Annotated in this window: 16 protein-coding genes; 12 read left to right on the top strand and 4 right to left on the bottom strand. The window is 71.4% G+C overall.

Translation table 11 applies throughout. From position 1 onward, the window contains the following. Positions 1-129 precede the first annotated feature (129 nt). Together ACFV9M_RS35495 and ACFV9M_RS35490 are read left to right on the top strand one after the other, a co-directional pair. The gene (locus tag ACFV9M_RS35495) at positions 130-1,023 is read left to right on the top strand and encodes a ParA family protein (RefSeq protein WP_385072954.1); all 894 of its coding nucleotides are present in this window, start codon (positions 130-132) and stop codon (positions 1,021-1,023) included. Next, entirely contained in the window at positions 1,023-2,096 is a 1,074-nt protein-coding gene (locus tag ACFV9M_RS35490; protein WP_385072957.1) for a hypothetical protein, read from the top strand. The genes ACFV9M_RS35495 and ACFV9M_RS35490 overlap by 1 nt, the downstream gene beginning before the upstream one ends. Positions 2,097-2,163: 67 nt before the next feature. Here the strand turns inward: ACFV9M_RS35490 and ACFV9M_RS35485 are convergent, their stop codons facing one another. Further along, the gene (locus tag ACFV9M_RS35485; protein WP_385072960.1) at positions 2,164-2,472 is read right to left on the bottom strand and encodes a hypothetical protein; all 309 of its coding nucleotides are present in this window, start codon (positions 2,470-2,472) and stop codon (positions 2,164-2,166) included. Between the two features lie 338 nt (positions 2,473-2,810). Here ACFV9M_RS35485 and mobF point away from each other — a divergent pair, with 338 nt between their 5' ends. Further along, the gene (gene mobF, locus ACFV9M_RS35480; RefSeq protein WP_385072963.1) at positions 2,811-4,697 is read left to right on the top strand and encodes a MobF family relaxase; all 1,887 of its coding nucleotides are present in this window, start codon (positions 2,811-2,813) and stop codon (positions 4,695-4,697) included. Between the two features lie 1,021 nt (positions 4,698-5,718). On the opposite strand, the gene ACFV9M_RS35475 is transcribed toward mobF, so the two are convergent. Beyond that, a complete protein-coding gene (locus ACFV9M_RS35475) occupies positions 5,719-6,150 on the bottom strand; it encodes a hypothetical protein (protein ID WP_385072965.1) in 432 nt (143 codons plus the stop codon). Between the two features lie 427 nt (positions 6,151-6,577). Here ACFV9M_RS35475 and ACFV9M_RS35470 point away from each other — a divergent pair, with 427 nt between their 5' ends. The 9 genes from ACFV9M_RS35470 (at position 6,578) to ACFV9M_RS35430 (ending at position 13,737) form a co-directional block, all read left to right on the top strand. Continuing rightward, complete coding sequence (locus ACFV9M_RS35470) at positions 6,578-7,534, top strand: replication-relaxation family protein (protein ID WP_385072968.1); 957 nt, start codon at positions 6,578-6,580, stop codon at positions 7,532-7,534. Positions 7,535-7,757: 223 nt separating this feature from the next. Then, entirely contained in the window at positions 7,758-9,659 is a 1,902-nt protein-coding gene (locus ACFV9M_RS35465) for a helicase HerA domain-containing protein (protein ID WP_385072971.1), read from the top strand. Positions 9,660-9,797: 138 nt separating this feature from the next. Continuing rightward, positions 9,798-10,610 (top strand): hypothetical protein, encoded by an 813-nt coding sequence (locus ACFV9M_RS35460; protein WP_385072973.1) that lies wholly within the window; start codon positions 9,798-9,800, stop codon positions 10,608-10,610. 131 nt (positions 10,611-10,741) lie between these two features. Then, positions 10,742-11,299, top strand: coding sequence for a hypothetical protein (locus tag ACFV9M_RS35455; RefSeq protein WP_385072974.1), 558 nt, complete (start codon positions 10,742-10,744; stop codon positions 11,297-11,299). A 121-nt stretch (positions 11,300-11,420) separates the two neighbouring features. Next, positions 11,421-11,699: a hypothetical protein gene (locus ACFV9M_RS35450; RefSeq protein WP_030699965.1), complete on the top strand. Its 279-nt coding sequence runs from the start codon at positions 11,421-11,423 to the stop codon at positions 11,697-11,699. Further along, positions 11,656-12,210, top strand: coding sequence for a DUF6879 family protein (locus ACFV9M_RS35445; RefSeq protein WP_385072977.1), 555 nt, complete (start codon positions 11,656-11,658; stop codon positions 12,208-12,210). The genes ACFV9M_RS35450 and ACFV9M_RS35445 overlap by 44 nt, the downstream gene beginning before the upstream one ends. 10 nt (positions 12,211-12,220) lie before the next feature. After that, the gene (locus ACFV9M_RS35440; protein WP_385072980.1) at positions 12,221-13,069 is read left to right on the top strand and encodes a helix-turn-helix domain-containing protein; all 849 of its coding nucleotides are present in this window, start codon (positions 12,221-12,223) and stop codon (positions 13,067-13,069) included. Between the two features lie 96 nt (positions 13,070-13,165). After that, positions 13,166-13,354 (top strand): hypothetical protein, encoded by a 189-nt coding sequence (locus ACFV9M_RS35435; RefSeq protein WP_385072983.1) that lies wholly within the window; start codon positions 13,166-13,168, stop codon positions 13,352-13,354. Then, positions 13,351-13,737, top strand: a complete 387-nt coding sequence (locus ACFV9M_RS35430) for a DUF6415 family natural product biosynthesis protein (RefSeq protein WP_385072986.1) — start codon at positions 13,351-13,353, stop codon at positions 13,735-13,737. Before ACFV9M_RS35435 ends, ACFV9M_RS35430 begins: the two co-directional genes overlap by 4 nt. 188 nt (positions 13,738-13,925) lie before the next feature. Here the strand turns inward: ACFV9M_RS35430 and ACFV9M_RS35425 are convergent, their stop codons facing one another. After that, positions 13,926-14,324, bottom strand: a complete 399-nt coding sequence (locus tag ACFV9M_RS35425; RefSeq protein WP_385072988.1) for a hypothetical protein — start codon at positions 14,322-14,324, stop codon at positions 13,926-13,928. After that, positions 14,324-16,735 carry a Helicase associated domain protein gene (locus ACFV9M_RS35420; RefSeq protein ID WP_385072990.1) on the bottom strand — a complete coding sequence of 804 codons (2,412 nt, stop codon included), beginning with the start codon at positions 16,733-16,735 and terminating at the stop codon, positions 14,324-14,326. The genes ACFV9M_RS35425 and ACFV9M_RS35420 overlap by 1 nt, the downstream gene beginning before the upstream one ends. Positions 16,736-17,294: the final 559 nt, after the last annotated feature.

Raw genomic sequence — 17,294 nt, 5'->3', positions numbered from 1 at the left:
AGCGGCTTCTCCACGTTGAACGGAAGCGCCCCGACCAGTCCAGCGACCAGGCGGGGCGATCCAGTGTTTCACCCGCTACGGTTGCGGGCTATGCGAGAAACACAAGGAGAGACCGTACAGGTTTCGCCATTGAGCGACGACCTGGCATTCCTCGACATCGTCACCGAGTGGGACGTCGACTCGACCTTCCACGAGTGGAGGGCCGGCATCGTGGTGCCGGCGACCTTCCTGCCGGGTTCGCTGCCCCGCGTCATCGCCATCTGCAACCAGAAGGGCGGCGCGGGCAAGACCACGACCGCGCTCGAGTTCGCGATGGCCCTCGTTGCCCGCGGCCTGCGCGTACGGATCATCGACGCCGACCCGCAGGAAGCGTCCCTGTCGGTGTGGCTGCGGTACTTCTACCCCGAGGGCCTGGAGCCGGCCGACCGCAAGAACCTGATGCACCTGTACTTCGACCAGTCGGTGACGTTGCAGGAGATCACCTACGCCACCCCGTTCGAGGGCCTGTACTTCGTCCCGTCCTTCCCGGACCTGGACGACGTTGAGACCAAGCACCCGACCGGCACGGAGACGCAGCTCCAGTTCCACCTGTCCAAGGCCGACGACGGCATCGACGTCAACATCATCGACTGCGGACCGAAGCTTGGACCGCTCACGGTGTCCGCCCTCGTAGCGGCTCACGATGTCGTCATCCCGGTCCAGGGAGCCAGCGGTCTCGACGTGCGAGGCGCCGCTGCCCTCAACCGGACGATCACCTCCGTGCAGGCCCGGCTGAACACCGAGCTGCGCGTCGCGGCCGTCGTGCTCACCGACTTCGAGAAGTCCACCCTGTCCCGGCAGATCGGCGGCAGGCTCGCCAAGGCGTACCCCAACGCCGTGATCCTGCCCGCCCGTACCTCGGTGCGCATCGGGGAAGCCCAGCTCGCCAAGCAGCCGCTGCGGGTCTTCGCGCCCGGCGCCACCACGGTCCTGGACTACGACCGCGGCGCCAGCATCCTCTTCGGGAACGGAGCGGCTGCCTGATGCCCAGCTACGACGCAACCGATGCCCTGGACGACCTCTTCGGCGAAGAGGAGAGCTACTCCTCCGGGGGCGGAGCCGCCGTCGTGACCCGCACCGAGGCGATCCTCGACGGACCGGCGCCGGCCTCCAGCATCGACGCCGTACTCCGCCTCGCGGACGGACTGCCGAGCCTCGACGACGTCCAGGCCGTCGACGACCACGACACCTCCGAGCTGACCGAGACGGAGCTGGAGCAGAAGGAGCAGACCGAGGCCGTCATCAGCACGGCGCTCGCTGCGGGCGATGCCGCCGTCTGGGTCATCGCGCAGGGCCTGGAACGCGCAGCGAAGGGCCGGTGGTGGCGGCGCACCCACACCAGCCTCGGCAGCTACGTGGAAGCGAAGATCGGCCGCTCCGCTGTCTACGGCCGCCAGCTCCGCAAGAACGCGCCGCTTGCCCTGGAGACGGCCCACAAGACCGGCACCGTCCCCAAGCCCTCGCAGGTGAAGGTCACCAGCAAGACCGAGGAGCAGTACGGCCGCGAAGCCGCCGTCACCCTCTACGAGGTCGTCCGCGACGTCAGCTCCGAACTGGGCGCCCACCCCACGGCCGACAGCCTGATGGCGGTGCACAAGAGCTTGCCCCGCCAACTGCCTGAAGAGCCCGAGCAGCAGCGGGAAGTGATCGTCCAGACCACCCGGCGCACGCTCGGGCTGGGAACCGAAACACCCGCGTTCGAATCTGACTCGAACAAGAGCGCTTCAATTGAAGCGCCTTCGTTCGAATCCGAATCGAACGGCGGTGCTCCCGGGGAGATCCCTCACGGCGACGAAGAGGAACGGACGGAGGCGTCCGAGACCTCCGGCGACGCTGAGGACGACATCCAGGACGCCGAGATCGTCCCCGAGCACCTGGTCACCCTCAAGGACGCGCTCAAGACGCTCAACGCAGTGAACCGAGCCGTCACCAAGGACGTCTTCGCTCAGGCCGCCGCCAGCCCCGACGACGCGGTGGAGTACGAGAAGGTCCGGCAGGCCATCATCGCGAAGACCACCGCGATCCGGAACAAGGCACTGCACGCCCCCAAGGTCTGACCTCCCCGGCGAACTGACCACGGCCCATGACCCCCCGGTCGTGGGCCGTCGGCGTCCCTGCTCGCGGTCAGGGGCCGGTGAGGATGTCATGGGTGCCGATGCGACGCCAGATGATGTGCCGCTCGCCAGGACGGCATGAGGCCCCGTACTGCCAGGTGGCTCGCCCAGCCGGGCCGGTGCCTGCGGACCAGGTGAGTTCGTAGATGCCGGGGAACCCGCTGACCTGCTTGACGCGGAGGCCGGCGCGGAAGTGCCCGTCGGTGTCGCGCAGGTCGTGGACGAAGGCGGCCACGGCCCGGCGGAAGCGGCGGCGCTGTTCGGGGGTGAGGCGGCGGAGGTCGTGGTTGAAGCGGGTCAGAGTTTCGTAGGTCGGCACGTCGGTCCTTCAGGCAGCAAGAAGCCCCCGGCATTGCCGGGGGCGAGAGTGGGTGACGTGGTGCTGGGTGCGGCGTCCTCGGCCGCTGGGTGGGGGAGCGGTACGCAGTAAGGCGCTCGTTGACGCTGGACGCGTCTACTTGCGGTTTTCGGGGCGCGTGAGGCGTGTGTGGCGGGGTGGTCGCGCAGCATTTGCCTGGCCTCGGAGGGCGTTCGCCAGGCGGGCCGGACGTCGTCGCGGGCGCCCGTCCGGCGGGATCGGCCGTGAAGTTCCGGTGAACTCTCCCGCCGTACGGGATCGGTCTTTTTTCGCAGGTCAGAGCCGTGTTCGCTGCGGGGATGCTGAGTGTCGCGAAGGTTCAGAGGCGAAATTCCTGGCGTTACTACGTACGCGGTGTTGCCTTGGGTGACGGCCGCCGTCCGGCCCGCCAGGCGTTGAAGGACGCCCAGGAGAAGGCCGGCCTTCCGCCCGGGGTGTGGATGGGGCGCGGCCTGGCCGCCCTCGGACTCACCGCCGGGCAGACGCTGACCGAGCGGCAGATGGAGCTGGTCTTCGGGCAGGGCCGGCACCCGGACGCCGACCGGATCGAGCGCGAGCTCCTGGACGACGGCGCCGACCCGGAGACGGCCCGGCTCGCGACCGCCCTCGGGCAGCCGATCGAGGAGATCGAGAGGCGCAAGGCGACTCCCCTGCTCGCCCTCGACTTCACCTTCCGCCCGCAGGCGTCCCTGATCGTGCTGTGGGCGCTGGGCGACGACCACACCCGCCGCGTCATCGAGCGGGCCCACGAGAGAGCCATCGAGACCGTGCTGCGCTGGCTGGAGGATGAGGTCGCACAGACCCGGTGGTCCTCCGGCCGCCAGCGCGCGAAGGCGCCGGCCCTGGTGGCCTCGAGGTGGCGGCACTTCGACAACCGGGACGGCTTCCCGCTACTCCACGACCACCTGCTGATCCTCAACCGGGCGCAGCGCCCGGACGGGACCTGGGGCGCGCTCGACACCCGCCGCCTCTACCAGCACATCGTGGCGGCCGGGACGCTCTACACCCTCACGATGACCACCGAGGTGTGTGAGGAGCTGGGTCTGGCGACCGTGCCCCGGGAGGTGACGCCGGGTCTGCGCCCCGTGATGGAGGTGGCCGGGGTGGAGCAGGACCTCATCGACTGGTCGGCCACCCGCCGCGAGCAGATCGACCAGGCGCTGGTGGGACTCACCGACCGGTACGTCAAGAAGCACGGGCGCCTGCCCGGAGAGCGCGCCCGCCACGGGCTGGGCTGGTGGGCGGCGCAGGACACCCGCAGGGAGAAGAAGACCCCCAAGCCGCTGGAGCAGCTGCGCGCGTGGTGGCGTGCGTCGGCGATCCTGCGCTTCGGCCAGAAGGTGGTCGACGGGCTGCTGGAGCGGTGCCGGGCGGCCGGTGCGGTCATCCGGGCCCGGGTGAGACCGGTGGTCGACACCGCGCTCGCCGCCGTCGACGTCGCGGCCATCGTCTTCACGGTGCGCCGCTCCTTCGCCCGCCGCCACGTCCTGGCCGAAGCACGCCGGCACCTCTTGGAGACGCTGCGCGGCCGCGGCTTCACGCGCGGCCTGGACGACTACATCGCGGATGCGGCCCTGTCCCGCCACGCCCGTCAGCTCACCGTCCCCGTGCCCGGCCGCCGGACCCCGGCACCGGACCAGCTCACCTACACCGCCGACTTCGCCTGGCCGCACCGGTGGTGGGTCGCCGGGGTCGACGGGAAGCCGCCGCGGGAGTCGTCCCGGTACGAGCGGGCCCGTGTGGCCAGCCTCGCCCTGCAGAACGCGATCCGGGACGCCCGGATCCTGGCCGCCCTGGGTGGCGAAGCGCCGGCCGCGACGACGTCGGCCGCCGCGGGCGCCGTCGACCACCAGGACCAGGCGGCGCCGCACGGCGTCGACCACCCGGGCCGGGACGCCGCCCTCACCCCGGCGCAGCGGGCCGCCGCCGTCCACGTCCATCAGCAGGCCGCGATGCCCGAGGAGTACCTGGAGGGCCGTACGACCGATCCCGCGACGTGGCTGTACACACCGAAGAACCTCGCCCTGCTGGCCGCCTTCACGCAGGCATCCGAGGCCCGGGGCCGCCTCATCGCGGACGGAGCACAGCCGAAGCAGCCGGCCAAGGACGCGGCGGCCGACCCCGCCCGCCAGCAGCAGCACCCGGCGCAGCCGGATCAGGGCAGGGGAGCGGGCCCCAACCGCTGACGAGGATGCCAATCGGTGAGTGGACGCGGTGGACCCCACCGCCTACTCGGTGGGCGGTCGGGCGCCAGGGGGAGTGGAGCCCACCGTGAGGCTCCACCCGAGGGAGTAGAGGCCACCGTGAAGCGCACCGGGTGGGAGTGGGCTCCACCGTGACGTCGGGTGGACTCCACTGCGGCGCACCCGGCCGGTGGGAGGTGCGGGACATCGAGGCATCCGGTGCGCGCACCTGTCCTGGTGGTGCGCACCGTGCGGTGGCGGTGAACGGCATCGGAGCGCACCGGTGCGCGCACCGAGGCCATCGCGCACCGCCGGGCACCGCACCGTGGTGCGCGCGCCAGGCGGTGCGCACACACCGGTGAACTCTGCCCTGCGCACCTCCATCCGACCGGCAGGCGGCGGGCACCAGCGAACCAGCCCCAACCCCTCTGAATGTGATCTGCCGCACAATAGGGGCCCGCATAACGCGCATTCGGGACTCCGGGCAGATCACGGTCAAGGGGGCGTGTGATATAGGAACCCGGCTCCGGCCGGGCCTCCTTGGCGACCGGGCCGCGTACCGCACCGTACGGACCGGTGCGCACCACCAGGAGCGCGCGGCGCACCGCACCACCGCACCGGTGCGCACTACCGCCCGAACGGTGCGCGCACCGACCGCACCACCGCACCGCACCACCGCACCGGCAGTGCGCGCACCGCATCAGCGCACCGCATCGGGTGCGCACCAGCGCACCGCACCGAGCGCACCACTGCACCGGGAGTGGACTCCACCGTGCGGAGTGGACCCCACTCGGTGGACCCCACCCGCACCCGATGGCCGGCGGGGGTGGACTCCACTCGATCCACTACGCCGGGCGGGAGTGGATGGCGGCACGGCGGGGGAGTGGGCGCCACCCCGTTCCACCGTCCACGGCGGGCCGTGCACCCCCCTTGTCGACCTCCGCTACCTCCGACATCACCACTGAAAACGGGCAGCGCCCGGGGAGGAGATATCTCCGTCCCCGGGCGCTGTCTGGCCTCCGACTCAGTTCAGGCCGTAGCCGCTCCGGAACCCCGCGCCGACGTTCTCGCGGATGTCGTCCAGGAACTGACCCACCTGGCCCACCTCCTGCATGCACTCGATCAGGAACCCGGCCGCGATCCACGCGGTGTGCGCCCCGGCCCCGCTCGCCAGGCACCACCGCTTGAGGTACCGGCTCGCCACCGTCACCAGCTTCCCGGCGACGTACGCGGACTCGCAGTCGGCGTGCTCATCGGGCACGGCGGTGAGGTAGTCGGACAGCAGCAGCGCACCGAACTCACCGATCAGCCGCGCCAGCTCGGGGCCGTCCGCGTGGAACTCCGCCAGCGCGGCCTTCTCCTCCTCGCTGTCCTGCTCCCGCCAGACCAGCTCCACATAGTCGGCGGCCCGCCGGATCTGCTCCGGGGCGAGCTGGGTCTTCGGCGACGTCGTCATGACGGGCTCCCTCTGTTCGCCGGCCGGGCGCCCGCTGCGCCCCGCCTGTCGATCACACCCTCGGAGCGCGGACCTGTGGACAGAGGACGCGCACGCGGGAGCGGTGCCGCCGCATGTGGCGCTGGTCACGGACAAACCCGCACGACAGGGGCCTAGTCGCGGAGCAATCGGACACCCGCTGCCGCTGACCGTCAGACGACGGTCAAGGGGTGCTTCCTCACGGTGGCCCCGGCTCGTGTGCAGATCCGCGTGCGGGCCGGACGACTGCCGACCCGGCCGTGTACGGCCGGAGAAACCCGAGGACGCGATGACCACCGCACCCGACCCGCACACTCCGCCGGCCCTGGCGGACACCGCTGCGACGGCGAGCCCTACGGCGAGCCCCGCGACAAGCCCCGCTCCCAGCCCCGCAGCTCCCGGCCGTCGCTTGAGCGTTGTCGCTGATCAGACCCCCGATTCGCCTGCTCCGGCCGGTTGCAACTCCTCTTCTCTAAGTACTGATGTACCTGGAGAAGCGTCCCGGGCCCGGAAGGCCGCGGCGACGAAGGCGGGCGCGGACCTCCGCGGCGAGGTCCTGCTCACCCTCGCCCAGCTGCGCCTGGCCACACCCCGCCAGCTCAAGGCGCTGCTGCTGCCGCGTCAGCAGGGCACCGACCATGTCCGCCGCGCGCTGCGCAACCTGCTCGCCGAATCCCCGGCCCTGGTCGGCCGGACCCACCGTGCCCAGCAGAGCTACTGGTATTGCACCCCGGCGGGCCTCGCCGAAGCCGCCGCCTCCGGTGAGCTCGCGCCGACGACCGGCCGGACGACGGGTAAGCGCATCGCGGCCAGCAAGACGGGCCTGCGCGAGCACGGCCTCGCCCTGGTCGACACCGTCATCGCCTTCCACCGGGCGGAGATGGCCGACCACGCCGACTGGCGGGTGGAAGTCGCCCACCCCACCCCGGCCGGGAACCTCGTGCCCGATGCCGTGGTGCTCCTGGACGACGGCTCCAGCGCGTTCGTGGAGATCGACCGCACCATGTCGTACGCCCGCCTGCTCGCCAAGCTGGAGCGCTACGACGCCTACCGTGGCGCACCTGCGTCCGGGCGCGGGAACGCCGCCCGCGCCCCGCGCTCCCATTGGCAGGAGACCTACGCCGGGCCGTCGCTGGAGCGGCCCTTCCCGCCGGTGCTGTTCGTGTTCGCCCCGGCTCCGCGCCGCGCGGCCCCGGACACGAGGGAGGCCGCCTTCCACGACCGTGCCCGGCCGAACTGGCGGATCACCGTGGCGACGACGACCCTGCCTCAGCTCACCCGCGACGGGGCCGACCGGCCCGTGTGGCGGGTCGTCGGCCACGGTGAGGGCCGGCGGGCGCTGACTGCGCTGCCCAAGCCGCGGTGAGCACAGCGGGCCCGGCCTCCACCCAGGCCGGGCCCTGCACCTCCTGGTGTAGCGACCGCGCCGCACAGGCGGAGCGCCTGCAGATTCCCGAGCCGAAAAGTTGTCCACAGATCGCAGCTCAGGGCCCACTTTTCGCCGCGCTCTATCCACAGGCCAGCCGCTTTACGGTTCGTGTCCGCTTCCGGGTGTGAGGTGCCGGGACGCAGATCGAAAGGGCACGGCCATGGCACAAACCAAGTTCGACAAGCAGCTGGAGAAGGAAGCTGACTCCCTCGCGCGCGGGATCGGCAGGGTCCTGGCCGGCCGGGACCTGGACGGCGTGAAGCGCACCGACGCCACGTTCTGGCGCGCGGGCACCCGGGTCCTGCCGAAGGTGGAGGGCAAGGTCCGGCGCCGCTCCTACAAGCCCGGGTGGCGGCGCTTGTCCTTCCGCGTCGCGCTGGGGGCCGGGGTCGCGGAGAGCGGCTACCTGGCCACCCAGGACCTGGACGCCACCGTGCGATGCGTCCAGGAGCTGTGGGAGAACCGGGAGGCGGCGCTCGCCGCGCTGGAGCCCGGCGGGATCGGCGCGGCCTCCGTCCTGACCGTGGGCAGCGCGGCGTACATGGTCCTCACCCGCGAGCACCGGGAGCTGATGCGCGAGTGGGTCCAGCCGCTGCACGACGCGATCCACCGGCCCCTCGGCCTGGCGGAGCAGACCGACCCGCGCCGCTACCTCCACGTCCCGAAGAACTTCAGCGACGACGACGCGGAGATACGCATCGACCTGCCCCGGCATCTGGGCTTCTCCCGCGACGTCGTCGCCGACCTCGTCACCCAGAAGCTCGCCCTGGAGGGCGTGACGTTCGACTGGCACCCCGAGGGCAGCAAGCCGTACGTGCGGGTGAAGAAGACCCGCAAGCCTCCGGCGAAGGCCCTCTTCAAGGACCCCAAGACGCGGGAGCTGGTGGCCAAGGCCAAGGAGTCCGCGCCGATCATCGGGTTCGGCGCCGGCGGGCAGATCGTCTCCGTCGACCTGGACGCGGAGTCCCCGCACATCCTGGTCAACGCCTCCACCGGCGGCGGCAAGTCGGTGACCCTGCGGTGCATCGCCTGCCAGATGCTCCACCACGGCAGCCGCGTCATCGTCCTCGACACCAAGCGGATCTCCCACCCGTGGGCCAACGGCATCGACGACGTCACCTACTGCCGCGACATCGCCGACATCCACGACCAGCTCATCGCCCTCGGGCAGGAAGGCCGGCGCCGTACCCGCGTCGCCGACGAACTCGGCATCGACGCCGACCCCAAGGCCATCGGCCAGCGGCTGCTGATCCTCCTCGAAGAGGTCAACGCCACGATGAAGCAGCTGGCCCGCTACTGGGAGAAGATCCGCGAGTCCGGCGACCCGAAGACCTCCCCGGCCGTCGACGCGCTCAACGAGATCCTCTACATGGGCCGCCAGCTGCGCATGCACGTCCTCCTGGTCGCGCAGTCCGCCACCGCCCGCGCCCTCGGGGGCCCGGAGGTCCGCGAGCAGTTCTCCACCCGCATCCTGGCCCGCTACAGCGTCAACGCCTGGCGGATGCTCGCCCCGGAAGTCCACCCGGCGCCGAAGTCCACCAAGCACCGCGGCCGCGCCCAGGTCGTCTCCGGCGGGTCCGCGCGCGAGACGCAGATCCTGTTCTTCACGGAAGCCGAAGCCCGCGAGTGGGCCACCACCGGCAAGACGGCCGCCGACGCCTCCGTCCCGGTCCCGGTGCAGCTGCACAAGCCGCCCGTTGACACCCCGCCCAGCACCGGCGAACTCCCGCCCGCCTCCGAGCCGCCCACGGACGAAGACCGGTCCGCTGACGCCCGGAACCCGGCGACCGCGTCCGGTGAGCTCGCTACCGACACCACGGTGCCGCCGGCCACCCCGGCCCCGGCCGTGGCCGACGAGGACCAGGCGGTGGGGCTCCGCGAAGCCGCCGAACACCACCTCCCGTACACCGTCGACGCGCTGCGCTTCGCCCGCCACAAAGACCCGACCTTCCCCCGCCCGGCAGGCAAGCGCGGCGCCGAACTCCTCTACCGCGTCGGCGACCTCAAGAAGTGGGCCCGCAACCGGCCCCGCGCCGCCACCGGCACCACCGACCTCGACTGACCCCTCGGCGGCGAGCGGGTCGGAAATCCGACCCGCTGCCCACCGATCCGGACCTGTCCGCTTTCCCCGACACGATCCCCCCGGCCCTGGAGAACACCCGGTTCACCAGGCACCACACAGAACAGGAACACCGCCGCCATGACGAAGACCGCGCTCCCGACCATGCTCAGCTTCTCCGCCCCCGACCTGCGCGAGCAGATAGAGGCCCTGCCCGAGGGAACCGCCCTCATCGGCATCAGCACCGACGGCCGCGCCATCGCCGTCGACCTGACCGCCGAATGCCCGCACGTCCTTGTCTGCACCTCCACCGGCGGCGGCAGCACCACCGTGCTGCGCTCCCTGACCGCCCAGTTCCTCCACCAGGGCGCGCACGCCCTGGTCCTCGACCCCAGGCGGATCTCCCACCTGTGGGCCAGGGGCCTGCCGACCGTCACCCACCGCGGGAACGTCGCCGGCATCCACGACGCCCTGGTCGGCCTCGGAGAGGAGATGACGCGCCGCCTCGACCTCACCGACACCGAGCTCGACGCCGCGCCCCGGCTCATCGTCTCCATGGACAGCGCCAACAGCACGCTGCGCCAGCTCACCCGCTACTGGGAGACGTTCCGCGACAAGGACGCCCCGCGCATGTCCCCGGCCGTCACCGCCCTCGAGGCCGCGCTGTGGACCGGACGCGCCGCCCGCGTCCACGTCATCCTCGACGGCACGCCCGCCACCAGCATCCTCGGGGCGACGCCGCACGAGATGTTCGGCACGGTCGTCCTGGCCCGGGTCACGGCCAGCACCTGGCAGCGCCTCGCCCCGCTCGCCGGCCCCGCGCCGAAGCAGAGCCCGCGTGCGGGCCGCGGCCACGTCGTCCAGCACGACGAGGTGCACGAGACGCAGGCGATCTGGATGACCGACGCCGACGTCGTCACCTGGCTCACCGACCCGGACGACACCCACATCTGATCGAGCGCCGGACACGCCACGGGCCCCGGGGGGATCAGCTATGACATCCCCGGGGCCCGGAATGGGTTCACGCTGTCCAACGACCATGCCGACCGGCGGTCACTATGGCCTGCCAACTCATCTTCCCCACCTTGGCAGTTCACGCCGATACCCTGCCGTCCATGGGTGGCCTTGATGACGAGATCCGAGCAGCACGAGCCCGCGCCGACTCCTGGGTGAACGCTGACCAGCGGCGAGTCGAGCGGGAACAGAGCGAGGCAGCAGAGGTCCAGCGGCTCCTGGCGGAGGCGGTGGAGCGCTTGAGGCCGTACGGCTCCGAAGTCCTCGTCCAGGTGAAGCCCGCGCTGTTCCGCGGCGGGTACTCCGCGAACGGCCAGCGGCTCCGGGAGGTCGCCCGGCATCGCTGCTGGAAGCTCGCCAGCATCTCCGGCCGTCGGCGCGACGAAGACGGTGATCTGGAGGACGACTGGATGGAGTCGCCGGTCCTGCTGCTGGAAGACGGCACGGCAGGCCGCTTCTGGCTGGACAACGACGTCCGTCCCGAGCGCGAAGGAGAGTACGTGTCTTCCTACGCCCCGGACCCGATCACGAAGAAGACCTTCGTGGACACGTCGAACAGTGACCTGCCCGCGCAGGTCAAGCGGCGCTTGGGCGAAGCCATCGTCAGCTACGAGCGCGCGGGGAAGTGACGGTCGGCGGGGGCGCCGACGCCGGAGTCCCCGCACTCTCCCGGAGGCGGCCTTGACGTCGGTCCCGGGCTGCGGGACGGTCTGCGCAACTACGCGCAACCGAGTCACTGGGGAGTACGTGATGACGCTACGGTTCGTCGGGATCGACCCCAACACCGGCGGTGAGGGATCAGCGACGGTGTGGGTGGAAGAGGAGAGCGCGGACCTGGTCCTCCAGGGCGAGGAAGCCGACGCGCTCCTCAAGTCCCTGGTCGGCTCCACCGAGTGGGTGGCCGGCCACAAGACGGGGATCCCGCCGCACGAGCGGGTGATCCGGATCCCGTTCCACATGGTGCAGATCTTGAGGGAGGCGTGCGATGCCGCTGAACGCGCAGCAGCTGAACACCGCGACGTTCGCTGAGCTGCTCGCCGACACCCACCACACGGCGGTCCACCTGGAGATGCGCGACCTGTACGCCGTCGGCGACGAAGCCGACGACTACGCCGACTTCCTGGCCACCGGCGTCCCCAACCTCGACCCGGCCCGCTCGTTCTGGCCCCAGTGGATGCCGCTCGTGCAGAGCGCGGTCGCCCGCGGCGTGGTGATGCGCCGCGCCCGGATCGTCTCCGAGCCGGTCACCGACTACATCCGCTACGAGCACGCCATCACCCCGCTCAACCTCCAGGCCGGGGAGGACGTGCGCTGGCTGCCCCGCCGCCGCGCCTCCGACATCGCGCTGCCCGGCAATGACTTCTGGCTCCTGGACGACCGGCTCGTGCAGTTCCACCACTTCACCGGCACCGGCGACTGGGCAGCCGACGGCAAGGAGCGCACCACCGACCCGGCCGCCGTCGCCCTGTGCCGCGCCGCCTTCGAGACCGTGTGGGAGCGCGGCGTCCCGCACGAGAAGTACACCGTCCAGAACCACTGAGCAGAGCACCGTGAGCGCATCCCCATCGTCCAGCGCACAGGCCGCCCGCGAGGCCCTGGCCGTGCGCCTCAGCCACCTGCGTAAGGACGCCGGCCTTTCCGGGAAGGACCTGTCCGCCCGGTGCGGCTGGCATCCGGCGAAGACCACCCGCATCCAGAAGGCCGACGCCCCGCCCTCCGACGCGGACATTCGCGCCTGGTGTGCGGCGTGCGGCGCGGACGACCAGGCCGACGACCTCATTGCCACCGCCCGCGCCGTCGACTCGATGTATCTGGAGTGGCGCCGCCTGCACAAGGACGGGATGCGCAAGGTCCAGCAGAGCTGGAACACCCTGCACGAACAGACCCGCGTCTGCCGGGTCTACGTCTCCAACGTGTTCCCGGGCTTCTTCCAGACGCCCGGCTTCGCGACCGCCCTCATGGAGCAGATCACCCGCTTCCAGGGCACCCCCAACGACGTCACCGAAGCGGTCGCCGCCCGCATCGCCCGCTCCCGCTTCCTCTACGAGGGCGGGCACCGCTACGTCGTGCTCATGGAAGAGTCCGTCCTGCGGTTCCGCACCGCCGACCCCGAGGCGATGCGCGGGCAGCTGCGCCACCTCCTGGCGGTGATGCCGCTCGCCTCGGTCTCGCTGGGCATCATCCCCTTCACCGCGCAGCGCACCGTGTGGCCGCTGGAGGCGTTCTACCTCCACGACGACACCGTGGCCGTGGTGGAGACGCTGACGGCGGAGATCAAGGTGACGCAGCCGCGCGAGCTCGCCGACTACGCCAAGGCGTTCGCCGGCCTCACGGAGATGGCCGTCTACGGCGAAGCCGCCCGCGACCGCATCACGGCCGCGATCGACGCCCTGGGGTGAACTTCCGCAATTTCCCGCAATCTCGTTGAGGACGGAGCCGGAGCCTCCGTAGCGTCGAACGACACCGACGCGACTCAGCACACGGAGGCGGTGCCCATGCGCGCACCCACACCCGACGGCCCCGCACCCGACGGACCCGGCCTCCAGCGGCCCGACTTCGGCCGGCCTTCCCCCGCGCTGCTGGAGCGCGCCGTACGCGGCTACGCCCGCTTCCTCGCCGACCCGGACCCGGACGCCGACAGGGGCGACCACGGCCAGGCCGACGACGCGGCGGGCGTGCGGTGAGCGGGGCCTACGCCGTGCTCCACGATCCCGAGGGCCTCATGGACGCCGAACTGCCCCTGGACCGTGCCCCGCACGAGGCCCTCGTCACCGCCGTCCTCGCCTGGAAGGACCCGGACCTCGCGCCCCGCGACTACGAGCAGATCGCCCTCCAGCTCACCGGACACGCCCGCGCGGTCTCCGCCGACGTCCGGCGTCTCGCCGCCGCCCTGCCCAAGAGCGACGGCCGCGGCGCCCTCGCCGAAGTCATCCTCCGCGAAGCCGACGGCCGCCTGTCCGCCCCGCTCCAGGGCACCGCCCGCTGCGTCCAGAACCGCGCCCGCCTCGTACAGGCCCTCTACACCCGGCTGGACCGCCTCACCGAACCCACTCCGGCCACCGCCTAGTTCGCCGGGGGAGCGGCCCGAAGATCCCAGGGCCTACACGCACACCAGTGCGATGCTCCCGGCTCAGAACCCCGGGCATCGCACCCCAGTGCGTGTAGGACCTGGGAGCGGCGCCGCTGGCCCCGGACAGCGAAGGACCCCGGGCGCCCGTGCGCTCGGGGTCCTGTCGCCTCTATCACCGCCGCCGCTCACCAGTCGTCAGGCGCACTGCCCACCCACGCGATCGGCCGGCCCTCGCTGGTGCGGCCCCAGTGCGGTTCCTCCATCGAGGTCTCGTGCCCGCCGGGCAGCACGCAGATCCGCCCCCAGCGCCCGTGCTTGCCCCCACAGAGCCCGGCGAGCCCGTCCGCGTCGCCCGCCGCCACGGCCTGGTCGTAGCGGTCCTGGAACGGCTGGAGACGGGCGCACAGCTCCAGCCCGAGCTCCGTCTCCGCCGCCTCCACCCGCTCCCGCGCCGCCTGCACCCCCGGATCGAACAGCACAGCCGAGATGACGTCCTCCGCCTCCTCGAAGGCCCTGGTGCGCGCGTGCCGCCGCACGGCGTCCCGCACCCGCTGCTCCCCGGCCGCCTGGTCGCCCGCGCTCATCACGCCGCCCCTTCCGTGGCCGCCCACTCCAGCCCGAGGCCGGCCAACGCGGCGAGCTTGTCGACGGTCAGCTTGGCCCGGCGGCTCCTGCTGTTGCTGAGGAACACCCCGAGCTTGACCTCCGTCCCGTCCGGCAACGCCTCTACGTGGGCCCTGGGGACCGTCACAGAGCCCGTACGGGCCTTGTACTGCGCCAGGGCCGCAACGCCCCTCTCGAAGGCGCTCACGGGCGCCGTGGACGCCTCCGTCGGCGCGGCCAGCTCCATCGGGGCCGGAGCGGCGAGCGGGGTGACGCCGACGGCCTCCAGGCGCTCGCGCTGCCCGTCGGCCAGGGCCGCCCACACCTCGGGCTGCCGCTGCCGGGCCAGCCACTTGCCGACGTCCATGCCGTGCACGGTGAACCCAGGCAGGACCTCCGCAGGGCCTTCCTCGTCACGCACCAGCTCGCGCAGCGCGGCGTAGTGCCGCTGCCACTCGGTCGGCCACGACGGGTTCCAGTCCTCGTCCACGGCCAGGAGCGCGGCCTCCCACTCCGGGTGACCCTCCAGCGCACCCGGACGGCGCAGGTTGGACAACCACTGCCCCACCGGCTTGTCGAGCGCGGCCGCCGCCCGGGGAGCGCACAGCGTCCAGTGCTCCTGGAAGTACACCCGGGCCGCCGCCAGGTTCTCCTGGAACCGCGCATCGGCCGCCGACCAGGCCATGCCCAGCTTCTCCAGCCGCGCCGCCCGACGGCCGCTCATCTGCCCCGCCCCGAACGCCCGTCGCTGCTCCGCGACCCACTGCCCGAGCGGGAACGCGCCCTCCTTGTGCTCGTACGGCACCCGGGCGTGGCCCTCGCGCTCCGCGTAGTCCTTGAGCTTCGCCCAGCCGCGCGCCCAGTCCTGCCGCTCCGTGTCGATCACGTTGAAGGACACCCAGTTGGCGACCATCACCGGATCACGCGGAGCCGCAAACCGGAGCAGGAGACGGGTTTCTTCCTCGTTATCGGCGGGCGCGGCACCGATGTATTCGGAGGGCTGCGCGACGTCCTTCTGAGGCTCCTGCGGAATCGCCAGCAATTCGACGGCCTCTTCATCGTGAGCCCGAAGACCCTCAAGGACCTTCACCAACGGCTTATACGAACCGGAGGTGAACATGTCCTCCGGGCTTTCATCGGGCTGGAGAAATACCGGCACGATCAGAGAGGCGAGCTTTCCCTGTCCGGGCTTCTGGCGCAGTGCGCGGCCGATGGCCTGGACGATGTCGTGCGGGGCGCCCTTGGGGTCCAGGAGCGCCACTGAGTCCACGGCCCGGATGTCCACGCCCTCCCCGAGGACGCGGCAGTTGGAGAGCACGGCCCGCCGGGCGGTGGTCCCGAACTTGCCCAGGACGTCCCGCCGGCGCTCGGGGACGTGCTCGCCGCACAGCCAGTCCGCCCAGATCTCGGACGGGTACTTCTCGGGCTGGTCGGCGTGCAGCCGCTTGGCCACGCGCTGAAGGCCCTCCGCGTACGCCGCGGCCTCTATGGTCCGGTGGTGGAAGGTGATGCACGTCGACAGGTTGTGCTGCTCCATCGTGTGCAGCAGCGCGGCCTGGAGCGCCCCGAGGCGCTGTCCGCGGACCTCCTCGGTGTGCCGCTCCTCGCCCATGAGCCGCTCGGGCGTCACGACCGGGTCCTGGAGCTCCAGGACGATGATCTGGTACCGCGCCAGCAGCTTCCGCGACACCGCCGATGCCAACGAGAGCTTGTAGAGGACCGGCCCGAAGACCTTCTCGTCGTCCATCGAGGCCGCCATCTCGCGCGGCAGCGGGTCACGCACCCCTTCGGCGACCTCGCGGTTCAGGCGCTCCTCCCAGATCCGGGGCGTCGCCGTCAGGTACAGCCGGCGGTGCGCCGGGATCTTCGTCTGGTCGTGGATGTCCGCCCACGCCTTACCCATCGACCCACTGGTCCGGTGCGCCTCATCGACCACCGCCAGGTCCACCGGCGCGAGCTTCTGCCCGTAGGCGCCCTCGAACGCCTCCACGAGCACGCCCAGCGAGGCGTACGTGGCGTAGATGGTCACCGGCCCGGCGCTGTGCCACAGGGCCAGCTGCACGGGGTTCGTGGTGGACCGCACCCCCAGGTGGAACAGCTCCGGGTCGTCCAGCGGCGAGCACACCATCACGGCCGGCCCCTTGTGCCCGGCGCCGCTCCACGCCTTCACGGTCTGCGCCAGGAGATCGAGGGTCGGCACCACCACGAGAATGCGGCCCTTGGGCACAATCCGCTTTGCGGAGGCCGCCGCGATGATGGTCTTTCCCGTCCCGCACGCGGCGTGCACCTGCCCGCGCAAGCCATTCCAGGGAATGCCGCCCGGCGGGATATCGAGGCCGCGCACGATGGCGGCTACGGCCTCAATCTGGTGTTCACGCAGTTTCACGGCCATTCCCGTGTTCTCCTTTTCGCGGAATGCGACGCGTAATAGGAATGAGAGTCCGGCGCGGTGAGTGGCGGGCCGGGGTGATGGTGTCTGGTCCCAGACTCTACACACTGAGCACCCGTGATGCATCACCCACGCGACAGCTTCCCCCTGTAGGCTGATGCTTGGCTGAATCTCGCCCCACACGTACGGTTCATAGGGTATGCTGGCGGGGTATTGGTAGGCGTGAGCGGCCGGTTTCGAGGGAGGGGGAGGGGTTCGGGTGAAGCGCAGCGGAGCCCGTCACTACGGTGAGGCCGGCACCCGATCGGGCCGACGGTCCGTCACCCTCGTTGCGGGGGTGATGGCTGGGAACCCCAAGCCCTACACAGTCCCGCGAGTGATGCACCTCCCCTCATAGCCAGCCCGGGTGATCGCGCTTGCGCGGTCGCCTCCAATTCGCGCTTGCGCGAATTGCATTCCGTCAGGAATTCCGTTTACGGAATTCCATTCCCGCGCTTGCGCGGGAATCCGAATTGCGCTTGCGCAATTCGCGCTCTATGCCCCGGCTTGCCGGGGCATATCC

This window comes from Streptomyces sp. NPDC059895, assembly GCF_042731035.1.
Taxonomy (GTDB): domain Bacteria; phylum Actinomycetota; class Actinomycetes; order Streptomycetales; family Streptomycetaceae; genus Streptomyces.
Note: the sequence above shows the minus strand (reverse complement) of the source record. Positions and strands in the feature narration are given on the sequence as shown.

Excerpts from the sequence above, each read along its gene's own strand:
- ACFV9M_RS35425 (WP_385072988.1), bottom strand. The coding sequence starts at position 14,324 with ATGAGCGCGGGCGACCAGGCGGCCGGGGAGCAGCGGGTGCGGGACGCC.
- ACFV9M_RS35465 (WP_385072971.1), top strand. The coding sequence starts at position 7,758 with ATGGCACAAACCAAGTTCGACAAGCAGCTGGAGAAGGAAGCTGACTCC.
- ACFV9M_RS35460 (WP_385072973.1), top strand. The coding sequence starts at position 9,798 with ATGACGAAGACCGCGCTCCCGACCATGCTCAGCTTCTCCGCCCCCGAC.
- ACFV9M_RS35475 (WP_385072965.1), bottom strand. The coding sequence starts at position 6,150 with ATGACGACGTCGCCGAAGACCCAGCTCGCCCCGGAGCAGATCCGGCGG.
- mobF (WP_385072963.1), top strand. The coding sequence starts at position 2,811 with ATGCTGAGTGTCGCGAAGGTTCAGAGGCGAAATTCCTGGCGTTACTAC.
- ACFV9M_RS35490 (WP_385072957.1), top strand. The coding sequence starts at position 1,023 with ATGCCCAGCTACGACGCAACCGATGCCCTGGACGACCTCTTCGGCGAA.
- ACFV9M_RS35420 (WP_385072990.1), bottom strand. The coding sequence starts at position 16,735 with ATGGCCGTGAAACTGCGTGAACACCAGATTGAGGCCGTAGCCGCCATC.
- ACFV9M_RS35445 (WP_385072977.1), top strand. The coding sequence starts at position 11,656 with ATGCCGCTGAACGCGCAGCAGCTGAACACCGCGACGTTCGCTGAGCTG.
- ACFV9M_RS35435 (WP_385072983.1), top strand. The coding sequence starts at position 13,166 with ATGCGCGCACCCACACCCGACGGCCCCGCACCCGACGGACCCGGCCTC.
- ACFV9M_RS35450 (WP_030699965.1), top strand. The coding sequence starts at position 11,421 with ATGACGCTACGGTTCGTCGGGATCGACCCCAACACCGGCGGTGAGGGA.